A 20,318-nucleotide genomic window follows, 5' to 3' on the forward strand; every position below is an offset into this window, starting at 1 on the left:
ATCAGCCCGGGATGTCCGGGTCGGTCATGCGCCGGTGCTCCTCCAGCGCGTAGCGGTCGGTCATGCCGGCGATGTAGTCGCACACCACCCGCGCGGCCTCGGGGCTGCCCGCCTCGCCGGCGCGGCGGCGCCACTCCGGGGGCAGCATCTGCGGCCCGCCGTGCAGCAGGCTGAACAGCACCTGCACGACGCGCTTCGACTTCGCCATGGTGCGGTTCACCCGCCAGTGGCGGTACATGCGCCGGAACAGGAAGTCCCGCACCGCCTGGTTCACCGCCGCCATCGCGTCGGAGAACGCCACCACCGGCCGCTCCGCCGCCCGCACCGCGTCCGCGTCGCGCGGCGCGAGCGCCGCGAGGCGCCGGCGCGATTCCGCGACGGCGTCGAGCACCATGCGGTTGATGACCCGCCGGATCGTCTCGCTCGCGAGGCGGTCGGGCGGCGCGCGCGGCCCCGCATCGGCCCGCGCCTCCTCCAGCGCCTCGCCGACCAGCGGCAGCGCCGCCGCCTCCTCCAGCGTGAACAGCCGCGCCCGGAGCCCGTCGTCGAGGTCGTGGTTGTTGTAGGCGATGTCGTCGGCCAGCGCCGCGGCCTGCGCCTCCGCGCTCGCATGGGTGCCGAGCTCGAGCGGGTGCCGCCGGTCGTACTCGGCGATGTAGGGCGGCGGGCGGCGCAGCGGGCCGTTGTGCTTCGCCAGGCCCTCCAGCGTCTCCCAGGTCAAGTTCAGCCCGTCGAAGCCGGCGTAGCGCGTCTCCAGCGCGGTGACGACCTTGAGGCTCTGCGCGTTGTGGTCGAAGCCGCCGTAGGGCTTCATCGCGGCGTTCAGCGCCTCCTCCCCGGCATGGCCGAAGGGCGGATGGCCGAGATCGTGGGCGAGCGCGAGCGCCTCCGCGAGGTCCTCGTCGAGCGACAGGGCGCGCGCCAGCGAGCGGGCGATCTGCGCCACCTCGATCGAGTGCGTCAGGCGGGTGCGGAAATGGTCGCCCTCGTGGAAGACGAACACCTGCGTCTTGTACTGCAGTCGCCGGAACGCGGTGGAATGGATGATGCGATCCCTGTCGCGCTGGAAGGGCGAGCGCGAGTCGCCGCCGGCCTCCGGATGGAGTCGCCCGCGCGAGGTCTCCGGCCTGACCGCGTAGGGAGCGAGGCGCATTGCGGCGCGGCCCCTAGCATCGGGGGAAGAGCGTCGCAACTCGCCGGCGCGCGGCCGGCCGGCTGTGCGCCGGCGCTCCCCGGCGATTGGAATCCACCCCCTGCCCCGCCTATCTTTCCGCCCGAGGAGATCCGACCCGATGCCCGACGGCACCGCCGCCACCCCCGCCGCGTTCCGCGTCACCGACCGCGCCGGCGCCCAGATCGCCGCGATCGCGGCCCGCGAGGGCCGGCCCGGGGCCGGGCTGCGCCTCGCGGTCGTCGCCGGCGGCTGCAGCGGCTTCCAGTACACTTTCGAGCTGGAGGACGCGCCGCAGCCCGACGACCTAGTGGTCGAGGCCGGCCCCGCCCGGGTGTTCGTGGACCCGGTCTCGCTCGACCTGCTCGCCGGCTCCGAGCTCGACTGGCAGGAGGAGCTGATCGGCGCGCATTTCGCCGTGAGGAACCCGCAGGCGACCAGCGGCTGCGGCTGCGGCGCCTCGTTCAGCCTCGGCTGAAGGCACGCCCGGGGAATGGACGGGGGGGGGCCGGGGGCGCCGCCGCCACGCCTGCGGCTCGCCAGCTTCAACGTGAACTCGGTGCGCCAGCGCGCCGCGCATGTCCGCCGCTTCCTCGAGCGCCAGCGGCCCGACCTGCTGTTCCTCCAGGAGACCCGCTGCCGGGCGGAGGAGTTCCCGCGGCTGGAGTTCGAGGCGCTCGGCTACCGCGTCCATGCCGTCGGCCAGCCGGGCGGCCGCAACGGCGTCGCCCTCCTCGGCCGCATCCCCTTCGAGGTGGTGGCGGAGGCGCTGCCGGGCGAGCCGGAGGACGGCCAGGCGCGCTACCTCGAAGTGGAGACCGAGGGCGGGCTCCGCGCGGGCGGCGTCTACCTGCCCAACGGCAATTCCGGCGGCGCGGAAGGCTTCGCCTACAAGCTGCGCTGGATGGACCGGCTGATCGACCTCGCCGAGGCGCGGCTCGACGCCTTCCTGCCCTTCGCGCTCCTCGGCGACTTCAACGTCTGCCCGACCGGGGAGGACCTCGCCCCGGGCGCCCTGCCGCCGACCGACGCGCTGGTCAGTCCGGAAGTGCGGGCGCGCTTCCGGGCGCTGCTGCACCTCGGCCTGACCGACGCGCTGCGCGCCCTGCATCCGCACGACCGGCTCTACACCTACTGGGACTACGGTCCCGCCTTCGAGGAGAACCGCGGCCTGCGCATCGACCACATCCTGCTGAGCCCGGACCTCGCCGAGCGGCTCTCCGGCTGCGGCGTGGACATCGCGCCGCGGGTCGAGCCGCAGCCGAGCGACCACGCTCCGGTCTGGTGCACCCTGCGCTGACGCCGGCCGCGGCCCTCCCGCGCCGCGGGCGCGCCGGGGAGGAATGGGGCGCCCGCCTCGCCGTCCGTCGGCTCAGCGGCTCGGGCGCACCGTCACCGTCGGCGGCGGCGCCACGACGGTCGGCTGCTGGGGCGGGGGCGTGACCACCGTCGCCGACGGGGGGCCGTTCGACATATTCGACATAGGTGCAGGCGGCGGGGCCAAAGGCCGTGGATCGGGGAGAAGGCGTCACGCACCGGGCGCTCCCCGATGGGAACCGATGCGCGCCCATAACCGCCGAAGCGGTCCATCGCGGCGCGCCGCGCGGTGACCGTGCGTGACGCAGGGGGACGCGTCCGCATCCCCGAGGCGCCGCCGGTCAGTACCAGCCCGGCTCGACCCAGATCCAGCGCCCGCCGCGCTGCACCCAGTACCCGTGGCGCCAGCCGCGGCGCGGCGGGCGGGTGACCCATCGTCCGGGGACCCAGACATAGCCGCGGCCGGTCCAGCGCCAGTGTCCCGGCCGCCAGACATGGAGCCGGCTCGGGGGACGGCCGAATGGGCGATCCGGCCGCGGCGGCGGCAGCGGCGGCGGGTAGAAGCCCGGCTGCGCGGTCGCCGCGCCGGTGGCGGCCAGCAGCGCGCCCGTCGGCAGCACGGCCGCCCACAGCAGGATCCCGGCGAACCGGCGCCGGGAGAGGGAATCCGTGAGCCTGGGGGGGAGCGACATGTCTGGCCCTCCTGTTGATGATTGCTCGAATCGTCGGCGTGCCTCGGACGCGACGCGGGCCCGGCGGGCGCCCGGACGGATGCGCCCTGCGCAACGCGGCGCCGCGGATCGGGTTGCCGCCGCAACGGTGTCGCCGCGTCAGGCCGGCCTCGCCTGGCTACCAGCGGCGCCACCCATGAGGGAGAAGCGGTCCGTAGTAGCCGTGCCAAGGGTGGTGATGGCCGCCCCACCAGCGGCGGTAGTAGTGGCCGTACCCTCCCCATGTCGGCCCGACGCCGACCACGACCGAGGCGGTCGGGGGCGGCGCCGCGAGCGGCACCATCGTCCCGTCCGGATAGACCACGCAACCCGCGAGTCCGGCGGCAAGCACCGTCAGGGAAACGACGCGACGCAGGGCAGACATCGGCGCCGACCTCCTCTTCTCCTCGGCCGGGATGCCGGCGGACCCGACCGGCGCCGCGACGCGTGTCGGCGAGCGACCCGGGCCGAGGAGGCACGCCTTTGCGCATGCCAGGGCGGCAGGGCGGGAGCGCGGCGGCACGATGGCGGCGCGAGGGCAAGCGCTGCCGATCCCGCCACGCCGTGCGGGGGGCGACGACCCGGCCGGACGGAACCCTCCGCCGCGGCTCGGCGGCGACGGCGCCCCCGGCTGCGCAGGGGGATCAGGCGACCGGCCTTCTCCCGGCCGGCCCTCCTGCGCTCAGAGGGTTCATCGCCAGCGCCAATGCCCGGGGATCCAACGCCCGCGCCAGTCGTAATGCCCGGGCACCCAGACGCCCCGGCCGGGGGGCGGGGGCCGGACCACGACGGGCGGCGGTGGCGGTCGCACGACGACAGGGGGCGGCGGCCGCACGACCACGGGCGGTGGCGGTACGACATAGGCCGGCGGCGGCGCGACATAGGCCGGCGGCGGGACCACCACCGGCTCGGCGTAGACGCAGCCGCCGAGCCCCAGGCCGGCAATCCACAGCAGCAAGGCCCCGGAGGAACGCGCGCTCATGGCATTATCCTTCTGACGCTGCGATGCCGCGCTCGCCCGGAACCGGCCGCGATGCCGGCAGCGCGGGCGTGCAGCGTGATGAGGCGGACCGCAAGGATCCGCATCCGCAGATTATCATTCTCGGCCGGGACGGAAGGGGGCCGCACCGGTCGGCGTCGCCACGGGGTCCGGGTTCAGCAGCGGCGGACCGTGTCGCCAGGCGCCACGGCGCAGGGCCGCCTCGAGGCCGCGCGCCTCGCCGGCGCTGGCCATGGGCGCGAACCGGTAGAGCAGGCGCCGGCGGATGTAGGCGCGCAGCAGCGCATCGAAGGGGATGCGGCCCGCGGCGATGCCCTCGATCTCGGCGCGCGAGAGCAGCGGCAGCACGAGGCGATCGGCGACGAGCAGGCAGAACGGATCGCCGCCGCGCCGGCCGGAGGCGTGGCTCTTCAGGCGGCCGTAGAGCCCCCCGGCACCGCCTCCGGCGCCGGCGAGGCCGACATAGAGGAAGCGCCCGTCCTCGTGCCAGACGGTGTAGAGGCCCGGACCCCCGGCCGGCACCGCGCGGTTCGGCCAGGCGGCGAAGCGGTGCGCGCCCCGCGCCCCGCCGCCGAGGATCTCCAGCACCTCGGCGGCGTGCGGTGCGGCGGCGCCGTCACTGGTCGGCGTAGACGTGGGTCTCCTCCGCCGCGCCCGGATGCGTCACCGCGCCGAGACAGGCGGGGCCGACGGTCTGGGCGTACTTCCAGAGGGCGCCGCTGTTGTAGTCCGTCCTGCGCGGCGTCCAGGCGGCGCGGCGGCGGGCGAGCTCGGCCTCGTCGAGCAGCACGTCGATCGTGCCCTTCTCGGCGTCGATCACGATGCGGTCGCCGTTGCGGAGCAGCGCGATCGGGCCGCCGACCGCGGCCTCCGGCCCGATGTGGCCGACGCAGAAGCCGCGCGTCGCGCCGGAGAAGCGGCCGTCGGTGATCAGCGCCACCTGCTCGCCCATGCCCTGGCCGTAGATGGCGGCGGTGGTGGCGAGCATCTCGCGCATGCCCGGCCCGCCCTTCGGCCCCTCGTAGCGGATGACGATGACGTCGCCCGGCTTGTAGGCGCGGGCCTCGACCGCCTTGAAGGCGTCCTCCTCGCAGTCGAAGCAGAGGGCGGTGCCCTCGAAGCGCAGCGTCTTCATGCCGGCGACCTTCACGATCGCGCCCTCCGGGGCGAGGTTGCCCTTGAGCCCGACGACGCCGCCGGTGGGGGAGATCGCGCGGCTGACCGGGCGGACCACGTCCTGGTCGGACGGGAACACGACGTCCCTGTGGTTCTCGGCGAGCGTCTTCCCGGTGACCGTCAGGCAGTCGCCGTGCAGCAGCCCGGCGTCGAGCAGCGCCTTGATGATCACCGGGACGCCGCCGACGCGGTACACGTCGAAGGCGACGAACCTCCCGGCCGGCTTGAGGTCGGCGATGTAGGGCGTGCGCCGCATGATCTCCGCCACGTCGTCGAGGGTGAAGCGGATGCCGGCCTCGTGCGCGATCGCGGGGAGGTGGAGCGCGGCGTTGGTCGAGCCGCCGGTGGCCCCGACCACGACCGCGGCGTTCTCCAGCGCCTTGCGGGTGACGATGTCGCGCGGGCGGAGGTTGCGGCGGATCAGCTCCATCACCGCCCTGCCCGATTCCACGGCCCAGCGGTCGCGGTCCTCGTAGGGCGCCGGCGCGCCGGCGGAGCCGGGCAGCGCGAGGCCGATCGCCTCCGAGACGGTGGCCATGGTGTTCGCCGTGAACTGCCCGCCGCAGGCGCCGGCGCCCGGGCAGGCGACGCATTCCAGCTCGTGCAGGTCGGCGTCGGACATCCTGCCGGCGGCGTGCTGGCCGACCGCCTCGAACACGTCCACCACCGTCACGTCCCTGCCGCGGAACTTCCCGGGCAGGATCGAGCCGCCATACATGAACACGGCGGGGATGTTGAGGCGGACCATCGCCATCATCATGCCGGGCAGCGACTTGTCGCAGCCGGCGAGGCCGACGAGGGCGTCGTAGCAGTGGCCGCGCACCGTCAGCTCCACGCTGTCGGCGATGACCTCGCGCGAGACGAGCGACGACTTCATGCCCTGGTGGCCCATGGCGATGCCGTCGGTCACGGTGATGGTGGTGAACTCGCGCGGCGTGCCGCCCCCCTGCTTCACGCCCTGCTTGACCGACTGGGCCTGGCGCGAGAGGGCGATGTTGCAGGGCGCGGCCTCGTTCCAGCAGGTGGCGACGCCGACGAAGGGCTGGCCGATCTCCTCCTCGGTCAGCCCCATCGCGTAGTAGTAGGAGCGGTGCGGCGCGCGCTCCGGCCCCACGGTGACGTGGCGGCTGGGGAGCCTCGACTTGTCCCACTTCGTGCGGCTCGTCATCGGCGGTGTCCCCCGCAGGGATCTTGGGCAGACCTTCGCGCGCGGCGGCGCGCCGGGCAAGGCGTCCGGGCGCGCGCCGGCGGGCGCGGGATCGAGGCGCCGGGAGGGCCGGTCCCGGCCCGCCGGGGGCGCGATAGGCGTGGGGGCGCCCGGCGCTCCGGCCTACCCCGCGATCCGCGCCAGCGCCGCGTCGAGCCGCGCCATCTCCGCCTGCGCCGCGGCCAGCCGCTCGCGGTTCTCCTCCACCACCTCCTCGGGCGCGCGGCTGACGAAGCTGGCGTTGCCGAGCTTGGCGGCGATCCTCTCCGCCTCGGCGGCCGCCCGGGCGCGCTCCTTCGCGAGCCGGGCGCGCTCCGCGCCGAGGTCGATCACCTCGGCGAGCGGCAGCATCACCGTCGCCTCCTCCACCACCGCCTGCGCCACGCCCCTCGGCGGCGCGCCGTCGAGGGCGCGCACCTCGGTCGCGCGGCCGAGGCGGCGGATCGCCTCGATCCAGCGCCGCGCGCGCTCCAGGCTCTCGGCGCGCGCGCCCTGCAGCAGCAGCGGCACCGTCACGCTCGGCGGCACGTTCATCTCCGAGCGCACCGCGCGCACCTCGGAGATCAGCCTCACCACCCAGTCGAGCTCGCGCCGCGCCTCCTCGGCCCCCTCGACCTCTACCGGCCGCGGCCATTCCGCCCGGATCAGGCTGCACTCCGGTCCGTAGCCGAGCCGGTCCCACAGCTCCTCCGTGATGAAGGGCATCACCGGGTGCAGCAGGCGCAGGATCACGCCGAGCACGTGCTGCGCCGCGCCGCGCACCTCCTCCTTCTCCGCCCCGTCCGGCCCGTTGAGCACGGGCTTCGCGAACTCCACGAACCAGTCGCAGAAGGTGTGCCAGACGAAGCGGTAGCAGGCGGAGGCGTATTCGTCGAAGCGGAACGCCTCCAGCGCCGCGTTCGCCTCCGCCACGGCAGTGTTGGACGCGTCCAGGATCCAGCGCGCCAGCGGCGCCGTCGCCTTCGCGGGGTCGTAGTGCGGATCGGGCCGGACGCCGTTCATCTGGCAGAACCGCGCCGCGTTCCACAGCTTCGTGCCGAACGCCCGGTGGTCCTCCACGCGCTTCCGCCCGAGCTTGATGTCGCGCCCCGGCCCGGCGAGCGCGGCGATGGTGAAGCGCAGCGCGTCGGCCCCGTACTCGTCTATCAGCTCCAGGGGGTCCATCACGTTCCCCTTGGACTTCGACATCTTCTGCCCGCGCTCGTCGCGCACCAGGCCGTGGATGCAGACCGTGCGGAACGGCACCTCGCCCATGAAGTGCAGGCCCATCATCATCATCCGCGCGACCCAGAAGAAGATGATGTCGAAGCCCGTCACCAGCACGTCGGTCGGGTAGTAGCGGGCGAGCTCCTTCGTCCGCTCGGGCCAGCCCAGGGTCGAGAACGGCCAGAGCGCGGAGGAGAACCAGGTGTCGAGCACGTCCTCGTCGCGCGCGAGCGGGACGTCGCGGCCGAAATGCGCCCGCGCGGCGGCCTTCGCCTCCTCCTCGGTGCGCTCGACGAAGACCTCGCCGTCGGGCGCGTACCAGGCGGGGATCTGGTGGCCCCACCAGAGCTGGCGCGAGACGCACCAGGGCTGGATGTCGCGCATCCAGGCGAAGAAGGTGTTCTCCCACTGGCGCGGGACGAACACGGTCTGGCCGGTCTCCACCGCCTCGATCGCGGGCCTGGCCAGCGTCTTGGCGTCCACGAACCACTGCCAGGTCAGCCGCGGCTCGATCGGCACGCCGGAGCGGTCGCCGTGCGGCACCTGGTGGACGTGCGGCTCCACCTTCTCGACCAGGCCGAGCCGCTCCAGCTCGGCGACGATCGCCTGGCGCGCGGCGAAGCGGTCCTTCCCGGCGAGGCCGCGCAGGAATTCCGGATCGGCCACCCCCTCCACCGCGCGCATCTCCGGCGCGATCTCGTCGAGCACGACGCGCGCCTCGGCGTCGAGCACGCTCGGCATCGGCAGGTCGTGGCGCCTGCCCACGGCGAAGTCGTTGAAGTCGTGCGCCGGCGTGATCTTCACCGCGCCGGTGCCCTTCTCGGGGTCCGAGTGCTCGTCGGCGACGATCGGGATCGCCCGGCCGACCAGCGGCAGCACCGCGCGCCTGCCGACCAGGTCGCGGTAGCGCGCGTCCTCCGGGTGCACTGCGACGGCGGTGTCGCCGAGCATCGTCTCCGGCCGCGTGGTCGCGACCACGATGAAGCGCCCCGGCTCGCCCTCGATCGGGTAGCGGAGGTGCCAGAGGTGGCCCCTCACCTCCCGGCTCTCCACCTCGAGGTCGGAGATCGCGGTCTGGAACTGCGGGTCCCAGTTCACCAGCCGCCTGTCGCGGTAGATCAGCCCCTGCTTGTGGAGGGTGACGAAGACCTCGCGCACCGCGGCGGAGAGCCCCTCGTCCATGGTGAAGCGCTCGCGCGGCCAGTCGAGCGAGGCGCCGAGCCGGCGGAGCTGGCGGGTGATGGCGCCGCCCGACTGCGCCTTCCACTCCCAGACGCGGGCGAGGAACGCCTCCCGCCCCATCGTGCGGCGGTCCTGATGGCCCTCCTGCGCCAGCAGCCGCTCGACCACCATCTGCGTCGCGATGCCGGCGTGGTCGGTGCCCGGCTGCCACAGCGCGTCGCGCCCCTGCATGCGCCGCCAGCGGATCAGGATGTCCTGCAGCGTGTTGTCGAGCGCATGGCCCATGTGCAGGCTGCCGGTGACGTTCGGCGGCGGGATCATGATGGTGAAGGGCCGCGCCGGGCTGTCGGGATCGGCGGCGAAGGCGCCGGAGCGTTCCCAGCCCTCGTAGATCCGGGTCTCGACCGCCTTCGGGTCGAAGGTCCTGGGCAGCAGGCCCAGGGGCGAGGCGTGCACAACGGGGTCCGACATGGCGCGCATCCCTTCCGCGCCGGTCGCCCCCCGTCAAGGGCCGGCCTGGGCGCCGGCCGCCCGCGCCGCCGGCTCAGGACAGCGCGCGGCCGACCACCCGCTCGATCTCGGCGCGGACCAGCCGCTCGACCAGCGGCGGCAGGTGCTGGTCGAGCCATTCCTTGAGCAGCGGGCGGATCTCCTCGCGCACCACGTCCTCGAGGGTCGGCCCGCCGCGCGCGATCGCGGCGCTCCGCTCGGCGGCGACGGCGCGCAGCAGGGAGCCGACCGCGGCGGCGGCGGCGGCGGCGGCCTGTGGCGCGACCAGCTCCGGCCGGTCCGTCGCGGGGGCGGCCTGCGGCGGCGCATCGGCGCGCGGCGCGGATTCGTCCATGGCAGGAGCCTCCATCGGCGCGGGAGCGGGCGGCCCGGGGGCGACACGGGGCTCGGCCGGACCGGCCTCCGTCGCGCCGCGCCCAGGCGGCGGCGCCTCGACCAGCATCTCCTCGGTCAGGGCCAGCGGCTCGGCCTCCCCGGCGGGCGGCACGGATGACGCGGCCGCCCCCGCCGCGCTCCCGCCGGCGTCGTCCTCGTTCAGGATGCGCCGGATCGAGGCGAGGATGTCCTCCATGTTGGGGTCCGGCGGGGCCATTCCCCCGGCGCGCCCCTTCGGGTCGCGTCCGCCGATCACCGGGCGCGGCGCTCCGTCGCCGCGCCGCCGGCCGGCCGCGCCTCGGCCGCCTCGGCGTAGTCGCCCGTGCCGAACCAGCGGTTGCGCACCTCCCGGTAGTACGCCTCCATGTCGTAGAGCTGCACCGGCAGGGCGAGGTCGCGCGCCGTGTGCCGCCCGACCGCCGCGGCCAGGGCGTGCGAGCCGTTGACCACCTCCGCCAGCGCGCGCACCAGGGCGACCCGGGCGTTGAGCAGTTCCTGCTCGGCGTTCAGCACGTCGAGGGTGGTGCGGGAGCCGACGATGGCCTCGCGCTGCACGCCATCCAGGGCGATCTCCGCAGCACGGATCTGGGCCCGGTTAGCGTCCACCTGGGCACGGGCGCTGATCAGGGTCTCCCAGGCCTGCGAGGCCTGCTGGGTGGCCTCGCGCCGACGGTCCTCCACGAGTTGCCGCGCCTGCTGCGCCTGCTGGCGCGCCTGGCGGACCAGGGCGTGCTCGGCGCCGCCCTGGTAGATCGGCACGGAGACGTTCGCCGTCACCTGGCTGCCGGTCGTGCGGGTGCCCCGCTGGAGGTTGTTGTCGATCCGGAACACCTGGCCCTGCACCGAAACCTGCGGCAGCAGGTTCGCGAACTGCACGTCCACCAGGTCGCGCGCCGCCGCCTCGTCGAACAACGCGGCGACCACGTTGGGGTTGTTCACGGCGGCGAGCTGGGCGGCCTCGACCTGGCTGCGCACCGGCGTGGTCAGGGGCTGCGGCGGGACGAGGCGCTGCGGTGCCAGACCGACCAGGCGCTGGAAGGTGGCACGGGCCGTCTGCAGGTCGCCCTCGGCCTGCGCGCGCAGGGCGCGGGCGCCGGCGAGCCGCGATTCGGCCTGGGCGACGTCCGTGCGGGTGATCTCGCCGACCCGGAACCGCTCGTTGGTTGCCTGGAGCTGGCGGCTGAGGACCTGCTCGTTGTTGGTGTTGAGCCGGACCTCCTCCTGGAAGCGGATCACCCGGACGTAGGCGACGACCACGTCGAGCAGCACCTGCTGCTCGGTCGCGAGCAGGCGGGCGCGCTGGGCGAGCACCTGGTTCTCCGCCCGCCGCGTGCCCGCGACCGTCCGGCCGCCGCGGAAGATCGGCTGGGTGACGGTCGCGGTCATGTTCAGCGTATTGCGGCTGACGTCGGTGTAGTTCGAGAACGGCACGCCGCCCGGGTCCACGACGTTGCCGAAGCGGTCGCGCGCGACCGGCGTGACGGCCTGCGTGCGCGCCGTCGCCTCGGCGTATCCGGCGGCGCCGGCGAGCACGACGGTCGGCCGCCAGCCGGCCAGCGCCTGCGGCACGTTCTCGTCCACCGCGCGGAGCTGCGCGCGGGCGGCGAGCAGCGTCGGGTTGTTCGCGTAGGCGTGCGCCATCGCCTCCTGCAGGGTCTGCGCCGAGGCGGACGGCACGGCGGCGGCGAGGAGCGCCGGCAGCGCGAGCGCGGCGGCGGCCCCGCCGCCGATGCGGCCGGGCGCGGCGGCGAGGACGCGGCGGAGTCGGCTGCGGATGCGGCACGGCATGCGGTGGTGTCTCTCCTCCGTCGCCGACAGGTTACGCGCAGGGGCCGTTCCGCGCCAGCACGCCCGCGCCCGCCCGCTAGAACACGAAGGCCGGAGCCGGGGAGAACTCGCGGACCGGCGTGATCGCGCAGTCGAAGACCGGCGTGACGGAGAAGGCCCCGCCGATGCGGCGCCCGAGCACCGCGCGGCCGATGCCGCCCTCGCGCGCCAGCACGGTGACGAGGCGGCCGCCCTCCGCGAGCTGCTCGACGAGGGCGTGGGGCACTTCCGCCACCTCGCCCTCGATCAGGATCACGTCGTAGGGGGCGCCGGCGGCGTGGCCCTGCGCGATGGGCGCGAGGAGGATGCGCGCCTCCTCCGCCGCCGCGACCTCCGCCAGCGCGGCCCGCGCCAAGCGGACCAGGGTCTCGTCGGATTCGAGGCCGATGACGCGGGCGCCCATGTGCGCCATCACCGCGGCGGCGTAGCCGGTGCCGGCGGGCAGCAGCAGCGCCCGGTCGCCGCGCCGCAGGACGGCGGCCTGGATCAGGCGGGCGAGGACCATCGGCTCGGTCAGGGCGCGCCCACCCGGGCCGGGCAGGCGGACGTCCTCGTCCACATAGGCGCGGGCGCGCAGCGGCCCTTCCGGCAGGAAGCGCTCGCGCGGGATCACGCCCATGGCCGCGAGGAGCCGGGGATCCGTGACCTTGTTGGGCCGCAACTGCCCGTCCACCATGCGCTTGCGCGCGTCCGCGTAGTCCATGCCGTGCCGTCCCGCGCCCGAGAAGATCGCGCCTCTATAGGCCGCGGCCGGTGCGCGCGCCAAGCCGGGCCGGGGACGGGGCGCCGGCCGGGCTGCGCCAGGACCGCTTGACCGGGGCGGCGCGGGGGCTGATATGGGGTGCGGGGAGACCGCCGCCGACGCGGGGGTGCGGTCCGGTGGCCGAGTGGCTAGGCAAGGGTCTGCAAAACCCTGTACGGCGGTTCAATTCCGCCCCGGACCTCCAGCGCCCCGATCCCGGCGCCGGGTGGGCTTTCCCCGGCGCGGCGGCTTTGCTATAGCCGGCGCCCGGCTGATCCCCGATAGCTCAGTTGGTAGAGCAAGGGACTGTTAATCCCTGGGTCGTAGGTTCGAGTCCTACTCGGGGAGCCATTTTCCAGGACATTCGCGGCTTCGACGGCGCCCTGGGGACGGGACGCGGCGTCCCGCTGATGGGCGCGCGTTCCCGATCTGCCGAGGGCCGGCCGAGCGGTCCCGGAACCGCCATCGCCCCGGCAGCGTCAGCATCGATCCGCGACCGATGACCGGCCGAGCCTTCGTTGCGGGCCATCACGGCGGCGACAGCGCAGCTGGCGATGCGGCTGGCCGCCCTGAAGGGCGAAGCCCGGCGGAACGCCAAGCGTGCGCCTTCGCCTGCCCGCAGCCGAGGCTGCGGGCCGCGCGTCCCTCGTTCCAGGATGCCCGCGTGGACACATCTCCGACCGGCTGACTATAAGTCGGAACAGACCAGGGCTCGGAAGCAATGTCTCGCGGCGAGGCGACAGTGGACGATTTCGATCAAGCTCTTCGCGAGTTCCAGCTCGCGGAACAGACGCGACGGTCGGCGGCGGACTGGCTCGGGGCCTTCGAGGCAGCGCTCGCGGCCCGCGACCCCGCGCGGATCGGCGCCCTGTTCCACGAGGACTCCCACTGGCGGGACATCCTCGCGTTCACCTGGCACATGACGGCCGTCGCGGGCCGGGACGGCATCGCCGAGCGCCTCGCGGCGGAGCAGGCGCGCACGGCCGCGCACGGCTTCCACCTGCCGCGGGACCGGAGGCCGCCGCGCCGGGTGACGCGCCTCGGCATCGACAGCATCGAGGCGATCTACGAGTTCTCCACGGCGGATGGCCGTGGCGCCGGCATCATACGCCTGTCACCGGCGCCCGGAGGCGACGGCACGATGAAGGCGTGGCACATCTCGACCACGCTCGAGGCGCTGAAGGGACACGAGGAGAAGATCGGCCCCAACCGGCCGACCGGCGCCGCCTATTCGCGGAATTTCGGCGGCGACAACTGGGCGGACATGCGCCGCAAGGCCAGCGCCTACGACGACCGGGAGCCGGCGGTCCTCGTGATCGGCGCCGCCCAGGCGGGGCTCTCGGTCGCCGCGCGGCTCAACCAGCTCGGCGTCGACACGCTCGTCGTCGAGAGGTGGCCGCGCATCGGCGACAGCTGGCGGCGCCGCTACCATTCGCTGGCGCTGCACAACTCGATCCACCTGAACCACCTGCCCTACATGGAGTTCCCGCCGACCTGGCCGAAGTACATCCCGAAGGACATGCTGGCGAACTGGTTCGAGTTCTATGCCGACGCCATGGAGATCAACTGCTGGACCGGCACGGAGTTCGTCGGCGGCGCGTGGGACGAGGCGGCGAAGCGCTGGACGGCGCGGCTGAAGCGCTCCGACGGCAGCGAGCGGATCGTCCGCCCCCGGCACCTCGTCTTCGCCAACGGGGTCAGCAGCTATCCCATGATCCCCGATCTGCCGGGCATCGAGGACTTCAAGGGAACGGTCATCCACTCCGAGGGCTTCGACAGCGGCGCGGCCTGGAAGGGCAAGAACGCGCTCATCCTCGGCACCGGCAGCAGCGCCAACGACATCGCGCTCGACCTGCACAGCCACGGCGCGCGCGCGACGCTCATCCAGCGCGGCTCCACGACCGTCGTGTCGATCGACCCGAGCGCCAGGCTCAACGAGGCGATCTGGGACGAAGGGGGGGCGCTCGAGGACTGCGACCTGATCGTCGCGTCGGCGACGCCCCCCCTGATGATCCAGGCCTATAAGGCCGTCACCAAGCGCATGCTTGAGCTCGACAGGGAGATGATCGAGGGCCTCAAGCGCATCGGCTTCAAGCACGATGTCGGCGAGGACGAGACCGGCCATCAGATGAAGTACTTCCGCCGCGGCGGCGGCTACAACCTCGACGCCGGCAGCTCGGCCCTCCTGATCAAGGGCGAACTGGGCCTCCTGCAGTACGACCGGATCGAGCGCTTCACCGCCGAGGGCGCGCTGCTGAAGGATGGCTCGACGGTCCCCGCCGACCTCATCGTCCTGGCAACCGGCTACTATCCGCAGCAGGAACTCGTCCGGCGCACGCTCGGCGACGACATGCTCGAGCGCATCGGACCGGTCTGGGGCATCGGCGAGGACGGCGAGCTCAACAACATGTACAAGCGCACGCCGCAGGAGGGCCTGTGGTTCATCGCCGGCGGCCTGGCGCAGTGCCGGATCAACTCGAAGTATCTGGCGCTGCAGATCAAGGCGATGGAGCTCGGGAAACTCGGGCCGCTCCGCTGAGGCCGCCGACGCCCGGCGGAACGGCACGGCACGCTGGGCTCCCGTCGCGCCGCAGAACCGCCGCGCGCACCGGCCAGCGGGCGCGGGGGCGGCCAGCCGCCGGGCCGATCCGACCGCGCCCCGAGGCTGGTGGGCGCGCGCCCCCTATGTCACCGGCCCGTCCGGTCCGCCGCCGCGGGCCGCCGGATCACCAGGGCGATCGCGCCGAGCACGCAGGCCAGGGCCGCCAGGTCGAAGGGGCCGATCTCGCGCTCGACGAGCAGCGCGCTGCTGGCGACGCCGATGCACGGCACCACCAGCAGCGAGAGGCCGGCGACGCTGGCCTTCAGCCGCCCCACCAGGGGGAACCATGCGGCGTAGGCGAGCGCGTTGGCGAACACGACCATGTAGAACAGGCCGAACAGCCCGCGCCCCACGTCCGGGCGCAGGTAGGTGTGCTCGTGAAGCACCAGCCACGCCGCGAAGGCCGGCGGCGTCCCCAGCAGCAGTTGCCAGGCCGTGATGAGCAGCATGGGGCTGCGGAAGCGCAGCTTCTTGGCGAGCACCGTGCCGGCGCCGAAGGTGGCGCCCGCCGCCAGGCCGAGCGCCACGCCGAGGCCGCTCGGACCCTCAGGCCCGACGGTGCCGGCCAGCACCAGCAGGACGGCGGCGAGCCCGAGGCCGAGCGCCATCAGGGTGCGGCGGTCCAGCCGCTCGCCCAGCACCGGCACCGCGAGCAGCGAGGCCCAGACCGGCATGGTGTAGTTCAGGATGGCGGCCTGCCCCGGCCCGACCAGCATCACGCCGGCGATCAGCGCGAAGGGGAAGACCACCATGACCAGCAGGCTGAGCGCGAGCACGCCGCGCCACTCCTCGCGACGCGGCAGGACGCGCCGGCCCGGGGCGCGCGCGCAGAGCAGCAGCAGGGTCCCGGCGCCGGCGTTGGCAAGCAGGCGGGCGGTGATCAGGTCCACCGCCTCCAGCGTCCAGGCCATGGCGGGGTAGCTGAGGCCCCAGCAGAGCCAGACGACGAGCAGCAGCGGCCAGGTCACGCGGCTTGCTCGCCGCGCCTGCGGCGCCGCCAGGAGTGCGTGCACGGGTGCTCCATATCAACCGCCGACCGTTGCGGGACCTCGCGATCGGGAGCGGGCGCGCCGAAAGCGCCGTGGCGGTGAATGCCCCCATACCCCGCCAATTCCGATGCCAAGGCGCAGGCGGGGAACGAGGAGGGCGCGTCGCACGCAGCCGAGCCGACAGGGCGGCCGGCCCGCCCGCGGCCGACGCTGCTCCCGCCCGGCGCCGAACGATCCCGCCGCCCGGCTTGGGCGGAACACCCCGCGCCAGCTTCGCCGTCGCGGCGACGCGCCCCGGCACGGGGCGCAGGCCCAGCGGCGCCTGGCCCGCCGGCGTCGGCCCAATGCTCGGTTGCCCCCCAGCGGCGCGCCGGCCGTGAGGCGCGAGCCGGGCCTTGTCGCGCGAGCCTCGCTGGCGCGGCGGCCGGCGTTCCCTTCCGGCGTCAGCGGCCGCCGAGGGTCGGCCCGGTCAGCGGGTCGCCCGTTCCGAAGGGCGCCTCGGGCCGCCCGGCTGATGGCGCGCAACATCCCGCCCCGCGGCCTCCCTCGGTCTCGGCCCGACGACGCTCCCCGTCGCGGCGAGGAAGCGGCGCGTGCCGTGGGCGTCCGCCGAGGACCGGCCGCGCCCCTCGCGTCCCGATCATCCCGCGCCGGGCCTGCGGACGCCCGCCATGGTCTCGATCACCGCGCACACCGCGGCCGTGTCCTGGTCCCCGAGGCCCGAGGCCACCGCGGCGTTGAACAGCGGCACGGTAGCCGAGAACATCGGTGTCGGACAGGCGAGCGCGCTCGCGAAATCCGCGATGGCGCGCATGTCCTTGCGCCACAGCTCGAGCGGCATGGTCTCCACCGGGAGGTAGCGGTCCTCGATCAGCATGCGGCCGCGCACCTGCAGCGCCCGCGACCCGCCAGCGCCGTCGCTTACCACCTCGAACATCTGCGCCGGATCGAGGCCGGCCTTGCGGGCGAGCGCGAAGGCCTCGCCCGCCGCCGCGGTGTGGACGGCGACCAGCAGGTTGGCGACGAATTTCATCTTCATCCCGTTGCCGAACGCGCCGAGGAAGTGCGGCGCCCGCGAGAAGCCGCGGAACACCGGCAGGCAGCGGTCGTAGGCCTCGCGCGGCCCGCTGGCGTAGACCAGCACGTCCCGCACGCGCGCCTGGCTGCCGGAGCCGGAGAGCGGGCAGTCCAGCATGACCACGCCCGCCGCCTCGAGCGCCTGGCGCGCCCTCTCCTTGTCCTCGAGCGGGAAGGTGCTGGTCTCCGGCAGGATGCGGCACGCGCCCGGGGCGCGGGCGATCTCCTCCACCACCGCGTGCAGCGCCGCCGTCGAGGGTAGCGAGGTGAGCACGATCTCCGCCTGCGCCGCCACCTCGGCGGCGGAGCGGGCGGGTCGGCCGCCGGCGCGTGCGAACGCCTCCATCGCCGGCGCGGCGATGTCATGGCCGACGACGGTGAAGCCCGCCGCGATCAGGTTCGCGCTCATCGCCGAACCCATGATGCCGAGGCCGATCAGCCCGACCGGCCGCTCCGTGGTCCCGGACATGCGCGCCTCACGCCTTCCGGCCCGACCAGTAGGCGGGAAGCTCGACGCCGTCGCGGCCGCCCCAGCCCTCGCGGCTCGCCTCGTCGTAGACGGCGAGGGCGCGCTCGGCGACCGGCAGCTCGTAGCCGCGCGCGCGGGCCTCGGCGATCATGGTGCGCAGGTCCTTGCGGATCGAATCGCAGTCGAAGGTCGGCGGCCCCGGGCTCCTGCCGGCGAGCGCCTGGGCGACCGCCCCGCCCCGGGCGCGGATGACGTTGGGCCCGCCGGAGGTGTCGGCGAACAGCTCGACCAGCCAGGCCGGATCGGCGCCGAGGTGGCGGCAGAGCGCGTAGGCCTCGGCGAAGGCCTGCCAGAATACGGCGAGCGGCAGGTTGATCGCGAGCTTCATGCTCGCCCCCGCGCCGACCGGGCCGACATGCTCGACGCGGCGGCAGAGCTGGTCGAGGATCGGCCGCGCGCGCGCCACCGCCGCCGCGTCGCCGCCGGCAAGGCCGAGCAGCTTGCCGGTGAGCGCCGGGCCCACGGTGCCGCCGACCGGGCATTCGACGAAGGTGGCGCCGGCCTCCGCCACCTTGCGGGAGAGGGCGACCTCGGTTTCAGGGCGCACCGTGCTCATCTCGATGAACAGCCGGCCCGTGACGTCGCCGGAGAGCAGGCCGGAGGGGCCGTGATAGACCGCCTCGATGGCCGCGGCGTCGGTCAGGATGGTGATCACCGTCTCGACGCGCGAGGCGAGATCGGCCGGCCTGGAAGCCACTGCCGCGCCGGCCTCGGCCAGCGGGCGGGCCTTCTCGGCCGTGCGGTTCCAGACCGTCACCTGATGGCCCGCGTCGAGCAGCCGCCGCGCGATGGCAGCGCCCATCCGTCCGAGACCTGCGACACCGATCCTCATGGCGTGATCACCTCCGTGCATCGTCCGGGAGCCCGTAGATCCGCGCGGCCGTGTCGTGGAGGATGGCGCGGCGCTCCTCCGCGGCGTAGCCCTCCAGGCAGGCGCGCACCGTCGCGACGAGCTCGGCATAGCTCGTCCAGAGCTTCTCGATCGGGAAGTTGCTTCCGAACAGGCAGCGGTTCGGCCCGAAGAGCTCCACCGTCGCCTCGATCACCGGTCGCCACAGCGCGACGGAGCAGGCGCGCTCGAAGGTGCCGAGGCCGGAGAGCTTGACGACGAGGTTCGGGCAGGCGGCGAGCTCCGTCATGCCGCGGCGCCACAGCGCCCAGCCCTCGGCGCTGCGGTCCTCGAGCATGCCGGCGTGCAGCAGGATGAACGTCATCTCCGGGAAGGCGCGGACCAGCGCAGCGGCGTCGCGCATTTGGCCCGGAAAGACCTGCAGCTCGAAGGCGAGACCGCGCCGCCGCACCTCGCCGAGGCCGCGGCGCCACGCCGGATCGTTCATCACGTCCGGGCGCGCGGCGAAGCGGTAGAGCGGCTTCTCGTGCCAGTGGAGCTGCTGGCGCACGGCGCGCACCCGCCCGGCGGCCAGGGCGCGGTCCAGCACCGCGCCGACGTCCGGCGCGGCGAGATCGGCGAAGGCGGTGATCGCGTGCGGGAAACCGCCGGCGCGGTCGGCCACGGATTGGACCCAGGCGACCTCCTCCACCTCGGCGCCCGGGGCGACGTTCACCTGCACGAAGACCGAGCGCACGACGCCGCAGGGTGTCGCCTCGGCGAGGTATTCCTCAATGCCGTAGTCGCGGCGGAGCGGGCCGTACGCACCGAAGATGCGCGGCACGGGCGGCCCGTTCAGCCAGGGCGTCGCCGCCAGCCGCCAGATGTGGTGATGGGCGTCTATGATCGGCTCGGGCATCGTCGGCGCGCCCCCTCAGCGCCGCAGGCCGAGCAGGTGGTCGAAGAATCCCTCGTGCTCCAGCGCGGCGACCGGCTCGAGGTCCACGGCCTCCTCCGGCGGGACGAGGCGGCCGATCGCGCCGACGCGGTGCAAGAGGAGGGCGGAATTGCGCATGCCCTCGAGGCTCGGGAACATCATGCCGCCCATCAGCCGCGCGAACAGCACCCAGGTCTTCCCGAGCACCTCCTCGTCCGTCTCGCCGCCGTACTTGCGCAGGACGCCGACCCCGAATTCCGCGTCGTGCCGGAAGCGGTGCACGGCCCGGCAGAAGGCGCGGACGTAGCGCAGCGCGAGCTCCGGCCGGTCCCGCAGCAGCCGCCGCGTCGTGGCGGCGCAACTGTTCTGGATCGACACGTCGAGCCGGCCGAGGTCGGCGACCAGCGCCCAGCCGCGCTTCGCCGCCTGGAAGGGCTCCGGCGCGTGCATGATCGCGGCGTCCACCCGCGCCGGGTCAAGCAGCAGGTCGAGGCGCGGCCCGTCCGTGCCCACCACCACGATCTCCGCGTCCCTCGCGACGTCCCAGCCCCAGCGCTCGAAGGCCATGGCGATCGCGCATTCGTCGGCGTCGCCGCGCGCGGTGACGCCCCAGCGCGCGCCGCGGAGCTCCCCGAGCGACGCGATCCCGGGCCGCGCCGAGACCTGCTGCGCGCTCCGCCCGATGGCGGAGGCGATCACCACCGCGTCGCCGCCGTGCCGCTCGTTCGCCAGGATCAGCTCCGCCCCGACCGAGTTGGTGAACTCCACCTCGCCCGCGATCAGCGCCGCGAGCGAAGGCGGATGCCCGTGGCAGGGGACGAGCTCGGGCTCCAGCCCCTGCGCGCGGAAGAAGCCGCCCTCGACCGCGGCGAAGACCGGCGCGAGACCGGCCCCGCGATGCGCCACGGCGATCCTGATCCGGTCCATGCTCG

At 74.3% G+C, this 20,318-nt stretch carries 18 protein-coding genes and 2 tRNA genes; 5 read left to right on the forward strand and 15 right to left on the reverse strand.

The window, feature by feature from the left end:
* Nucleotide 1: 1 nt before the first annotated feature.
* On the reverse strand, nt 2-1,153 hold the full coding sequence (locus tag IEX99_RS21235; RefSeq protein ID WP_188904050.1) for a deoxyguanosinetriphosphate triphosphohydrolase: 1,152 nt from the start codon (nt 1,151-1,153) through the stop codon (nt 2-4).
* Between the two features lie 139 nt (nt 1,154-1,292).
* Between IEX99_RS21235 and IEX99_RS21240 the strand changes: the two genes are divergently transcribed.
* Together IEX99_RS21240 and xth are read left to right on the forward strand one after the other, a co-directional pair.
* The gene (locus IEX99_RS21240; RefSeq protein ID WP_188904052.1) at nt 1,293-1,649 is read left to right on the forward strand and encodes a HesB/IscA family protein; all 357 of its coding nucleotides are present in this window, start codon (nt 1,293-1,295) and stop codon (nt 1,647-1,649) included.
* Between the two features lie 51 nt (nt 1,650-1,700).
* The gene (xth, locus tag IEX99_RS21245) at nt 1,701-2,471 is read left to right on the forward strand and encodes an exodeoxyribonuclease III (protein WP_188904096.1); all 771 of its coding nucleotides are present in this window, start codon (nt 1,701-1,703) and stop codon (nt 2,469-2,471) included.
* Nucleotides 2,472-2,829: 358 nt separating this feature from the next.
* On the opposite strand, the gene IEX99_RS21250 is transcribed toward xth, so the two are convergent.
* The 9 genes from IEX99_RS21250 to IEX99_RS21290 all read right to left on the reverse strand — a co-directional run bounded on the left by IEX99_RS21250 (nt 2,830) and on the right by IEX99_RS21290 (nt 12,384).
* The gene (locus IEX99_RS21250; protein WP_188904054.1) at nt 2,830-3,180 is read right to left on the reverse strand and encodes a YXWGXW repeat-containing protein; all 351 of its coding nucleotides are present in this window, start codon (nt 3,178-3,180) and stop codon (nt 2,830-2,832) included.
* A 157-nt stretch (nt 3,181-3,337) separates the two neighbouring features.
* Nucleotides 3,338-3,583, reverse strand: a complete 246-nt coding sequence (locus tag IEX99_RS21255; RefSeq protein WP_188904056.1) for a hypothetical protein — start codon at nt 3,581-3,583, stop codon at nt 3,338-3,340.
* A gap of 306 nt (nt 3,584-3,889) precedes the next feature.
* Nucleotides 3,890-4,180 carry a hypothetical protein gene (locus IEX99_RS21260; RefSeq protein WP_188904102.1) on the reverse strand — a complete coding sequence of 97 codons (291 nt, stop codon included), beginning with the start codon at nt 4,178-4,180 and terminating at the stop codon, nt 3,890-3,892.
* 114 nt (nt 4,181-4,294) lie between these two features.
* Nucleotides 4,295-4,786, reverse strand: coding sequence for a hypothetical protein (locus IEX99_RS21265; protein WP_188904058.1), 492 nt, complete (start codon nt 4,784-4,786; stop codon nt 4,295-4,297).
* A gap of 28 nt (nt 4,787-4,814) precedes the next feature.
* Nucleotides 4,815-6,542, reverse strand: coding sequence for a dihydroxy-acid dehydratase (ilvD, locus tag IEX99_RS21270; RefSeq protein ID WP_188904060.1), 1,728 nt, complete (start codon nt 6,540-6,542; stop codon nt 4,815-4,817).
* A gap of 162 nt (nt 6,543-6,704) precedes the next feature.
* Nucleotides 6,705-9,440 carry a valine--tRNA ligase gene (locus IEX99_RS21275; RefSeq protein ID WP_373285241.1) on the reverse strand — a complete coding sequence of 912 codons (2,736 nt, stop codon included), beginning with the start codon at nt 9,438-9,440 and terminating at the stop codon, nt 6,705-6,707.
* Nucleotides 9,441-9,513: 73 nt separating this feature from the next.
* Nucleotides 9,514-10,110, reverse strand: coding sequence for a DUF2497 domain-containing protein (locus IEX99_RS21280; RefSeq protein ID WP_229678198.1), 597 nt, complete (start codon nt 10,108-10,110; stop codon nt 9,514-9,516).
* On the reverse strand, nt 10,107-11,642 hold the full coding sequence (locus IEX99_RS21285; protein ID WP_188904063.1) for a TolC family outer membrane protein: 1,536 nt from the start codon (nt 11,640-11,642) through the stop codon (nt 10,107-10,109). The genes IEX99_RS21280 and IEX99_RS21285 overlap by 4 nt, the downstream gene beginning before the upstream one ends.
* A 76-nt stretch (nt 11,643-11,718) precedes the next feature.
* On the reverse strand, nt 11,719-12,384 hold the full coding sequence (locus IEX99_RS21290; protein WP_188904065.1) for a protein-L-isoaspartate O-methyltransferase family protein: 666 nt from the start codon (nt 12,382-12,384) through the stop codon (nt 11,719-11,721).
* A 170-nt stretch (nt 12,385-12,554) separates the two neighbouring features.
* Between IEX99_RS21290 and IEX99_RS21295 the strand changes: the two genes are divergently transcribed.
* The 3 genes from IEX99_RS21295 (at nt 12,555) to IEX99_RS21305 (ending at nt 14,962) form a co-directional block, all read left to right on the forward strand.
* Nucleotides 12,555-12,628, forward strand: a tRNA-Cys gene (locus IEX99_RS21295).
* A 70-nt stretch (nt 12,629-12,698) separates the two neighbouring features.
* Nucleotides 12,699-12,774: transfer RNA gene (locus IEX99_RS21300), tRNA-Asn, on the forward strand.
* Nucleotides 12,775-13,165: 391 nt separating this feature from the next.
* Nucleotides 13,166-14,962, forward strand: coding sequence for an NAD(P)/FAD-dependent oxidoreductase (locus IEX99_RS21305; protein ID WP_229678199.1), 1,797 nt, complete (start codon nt 13,166-13,168; stop codon nt 14,960-14,962).
* A 149-nt stretch (nt 14,963-15,111) separates the two neighbouring features.
* Here the strand turns inward: IEX99_RS21305 and IEX99_RS21310 are convergent, their stop codons facing one another.
* The 5 genes from IEX99_RS21310 to IEX99_RS21330 all read right to left on the reverse strand — a co-directional run bounded on the left by IEX99_RS21310 (nt 15,112) and on the right by IEX99_RS21330 (nt 20,313).
* On the reverse strand, nt 15,112-15,993 hold the full coding sequence (locus IEX99_RS21310; RefSeq protein ID WP_188904069.1) for a DMT family transporter: 882 nt from the start codon (nt 15,991-15,993) through the stop codon (nt 15,112-15,114).
* A gap of 661 nt (nt 15,994-16,654) precedes the next feature.
* Nucleotides 16,655-17,560, reverse strand: coding sequence for an NAD(P)-dependent oxidoreductase (locus IEX99_RS21315; protein WP_188904072.1), 906 nt, complete (start codon nt 17,558-17,560; stop codon nt 16,655-16,657).
* Nucleotides 17,561-17,567: 7 nt separating this feature from the next.
* Entirely contained in the window at nt 17,568-18,473 is a 906-nt protein-coding gene (locus tag IEX99_RS21320) for an NAD(P)-dependent oxidoreductase (protein ID WP_308421513.1), read from the reverse strand.
* A complete protein-coding gene (locus IEX99_RS21325; protein WP_188904076.1) occupies nt 18,460-19,368 on the reverse strand; it encodes an amidohydrolase family protein in 909 nt (302 codons plus the stop codon). The genes IEX99_RS21320 and IEX99_RS21325 overlap by 14 nt, the downstream gene beginning before the upstream one ends.
* A 15-nt stretch (nt 19,369-19,383) precedes the next feature.
* A complete protein-coding gene (locus IEX99_RS21330; RefSeq protein ID WP_188904078.1) occupies nt 19,384-20,313 on the reverse strand; it encodes an ABC transporter substrate-binding protein in 930 nt (309 codons plus the stop codon).
* Nucleotides 20,314-20,318 lie beyond the last annotated feature (5 nt).

The sequence above is a fragment of the Caldovatus sediminis genome (assembly GCF_014644455.1).
Lineage (GTDB): Bacteria > Pseudomonadota > Alphaproteobacteria > Acetobacterales > Acetobacteraceae > Caldovatus > Caldovatus sediminis.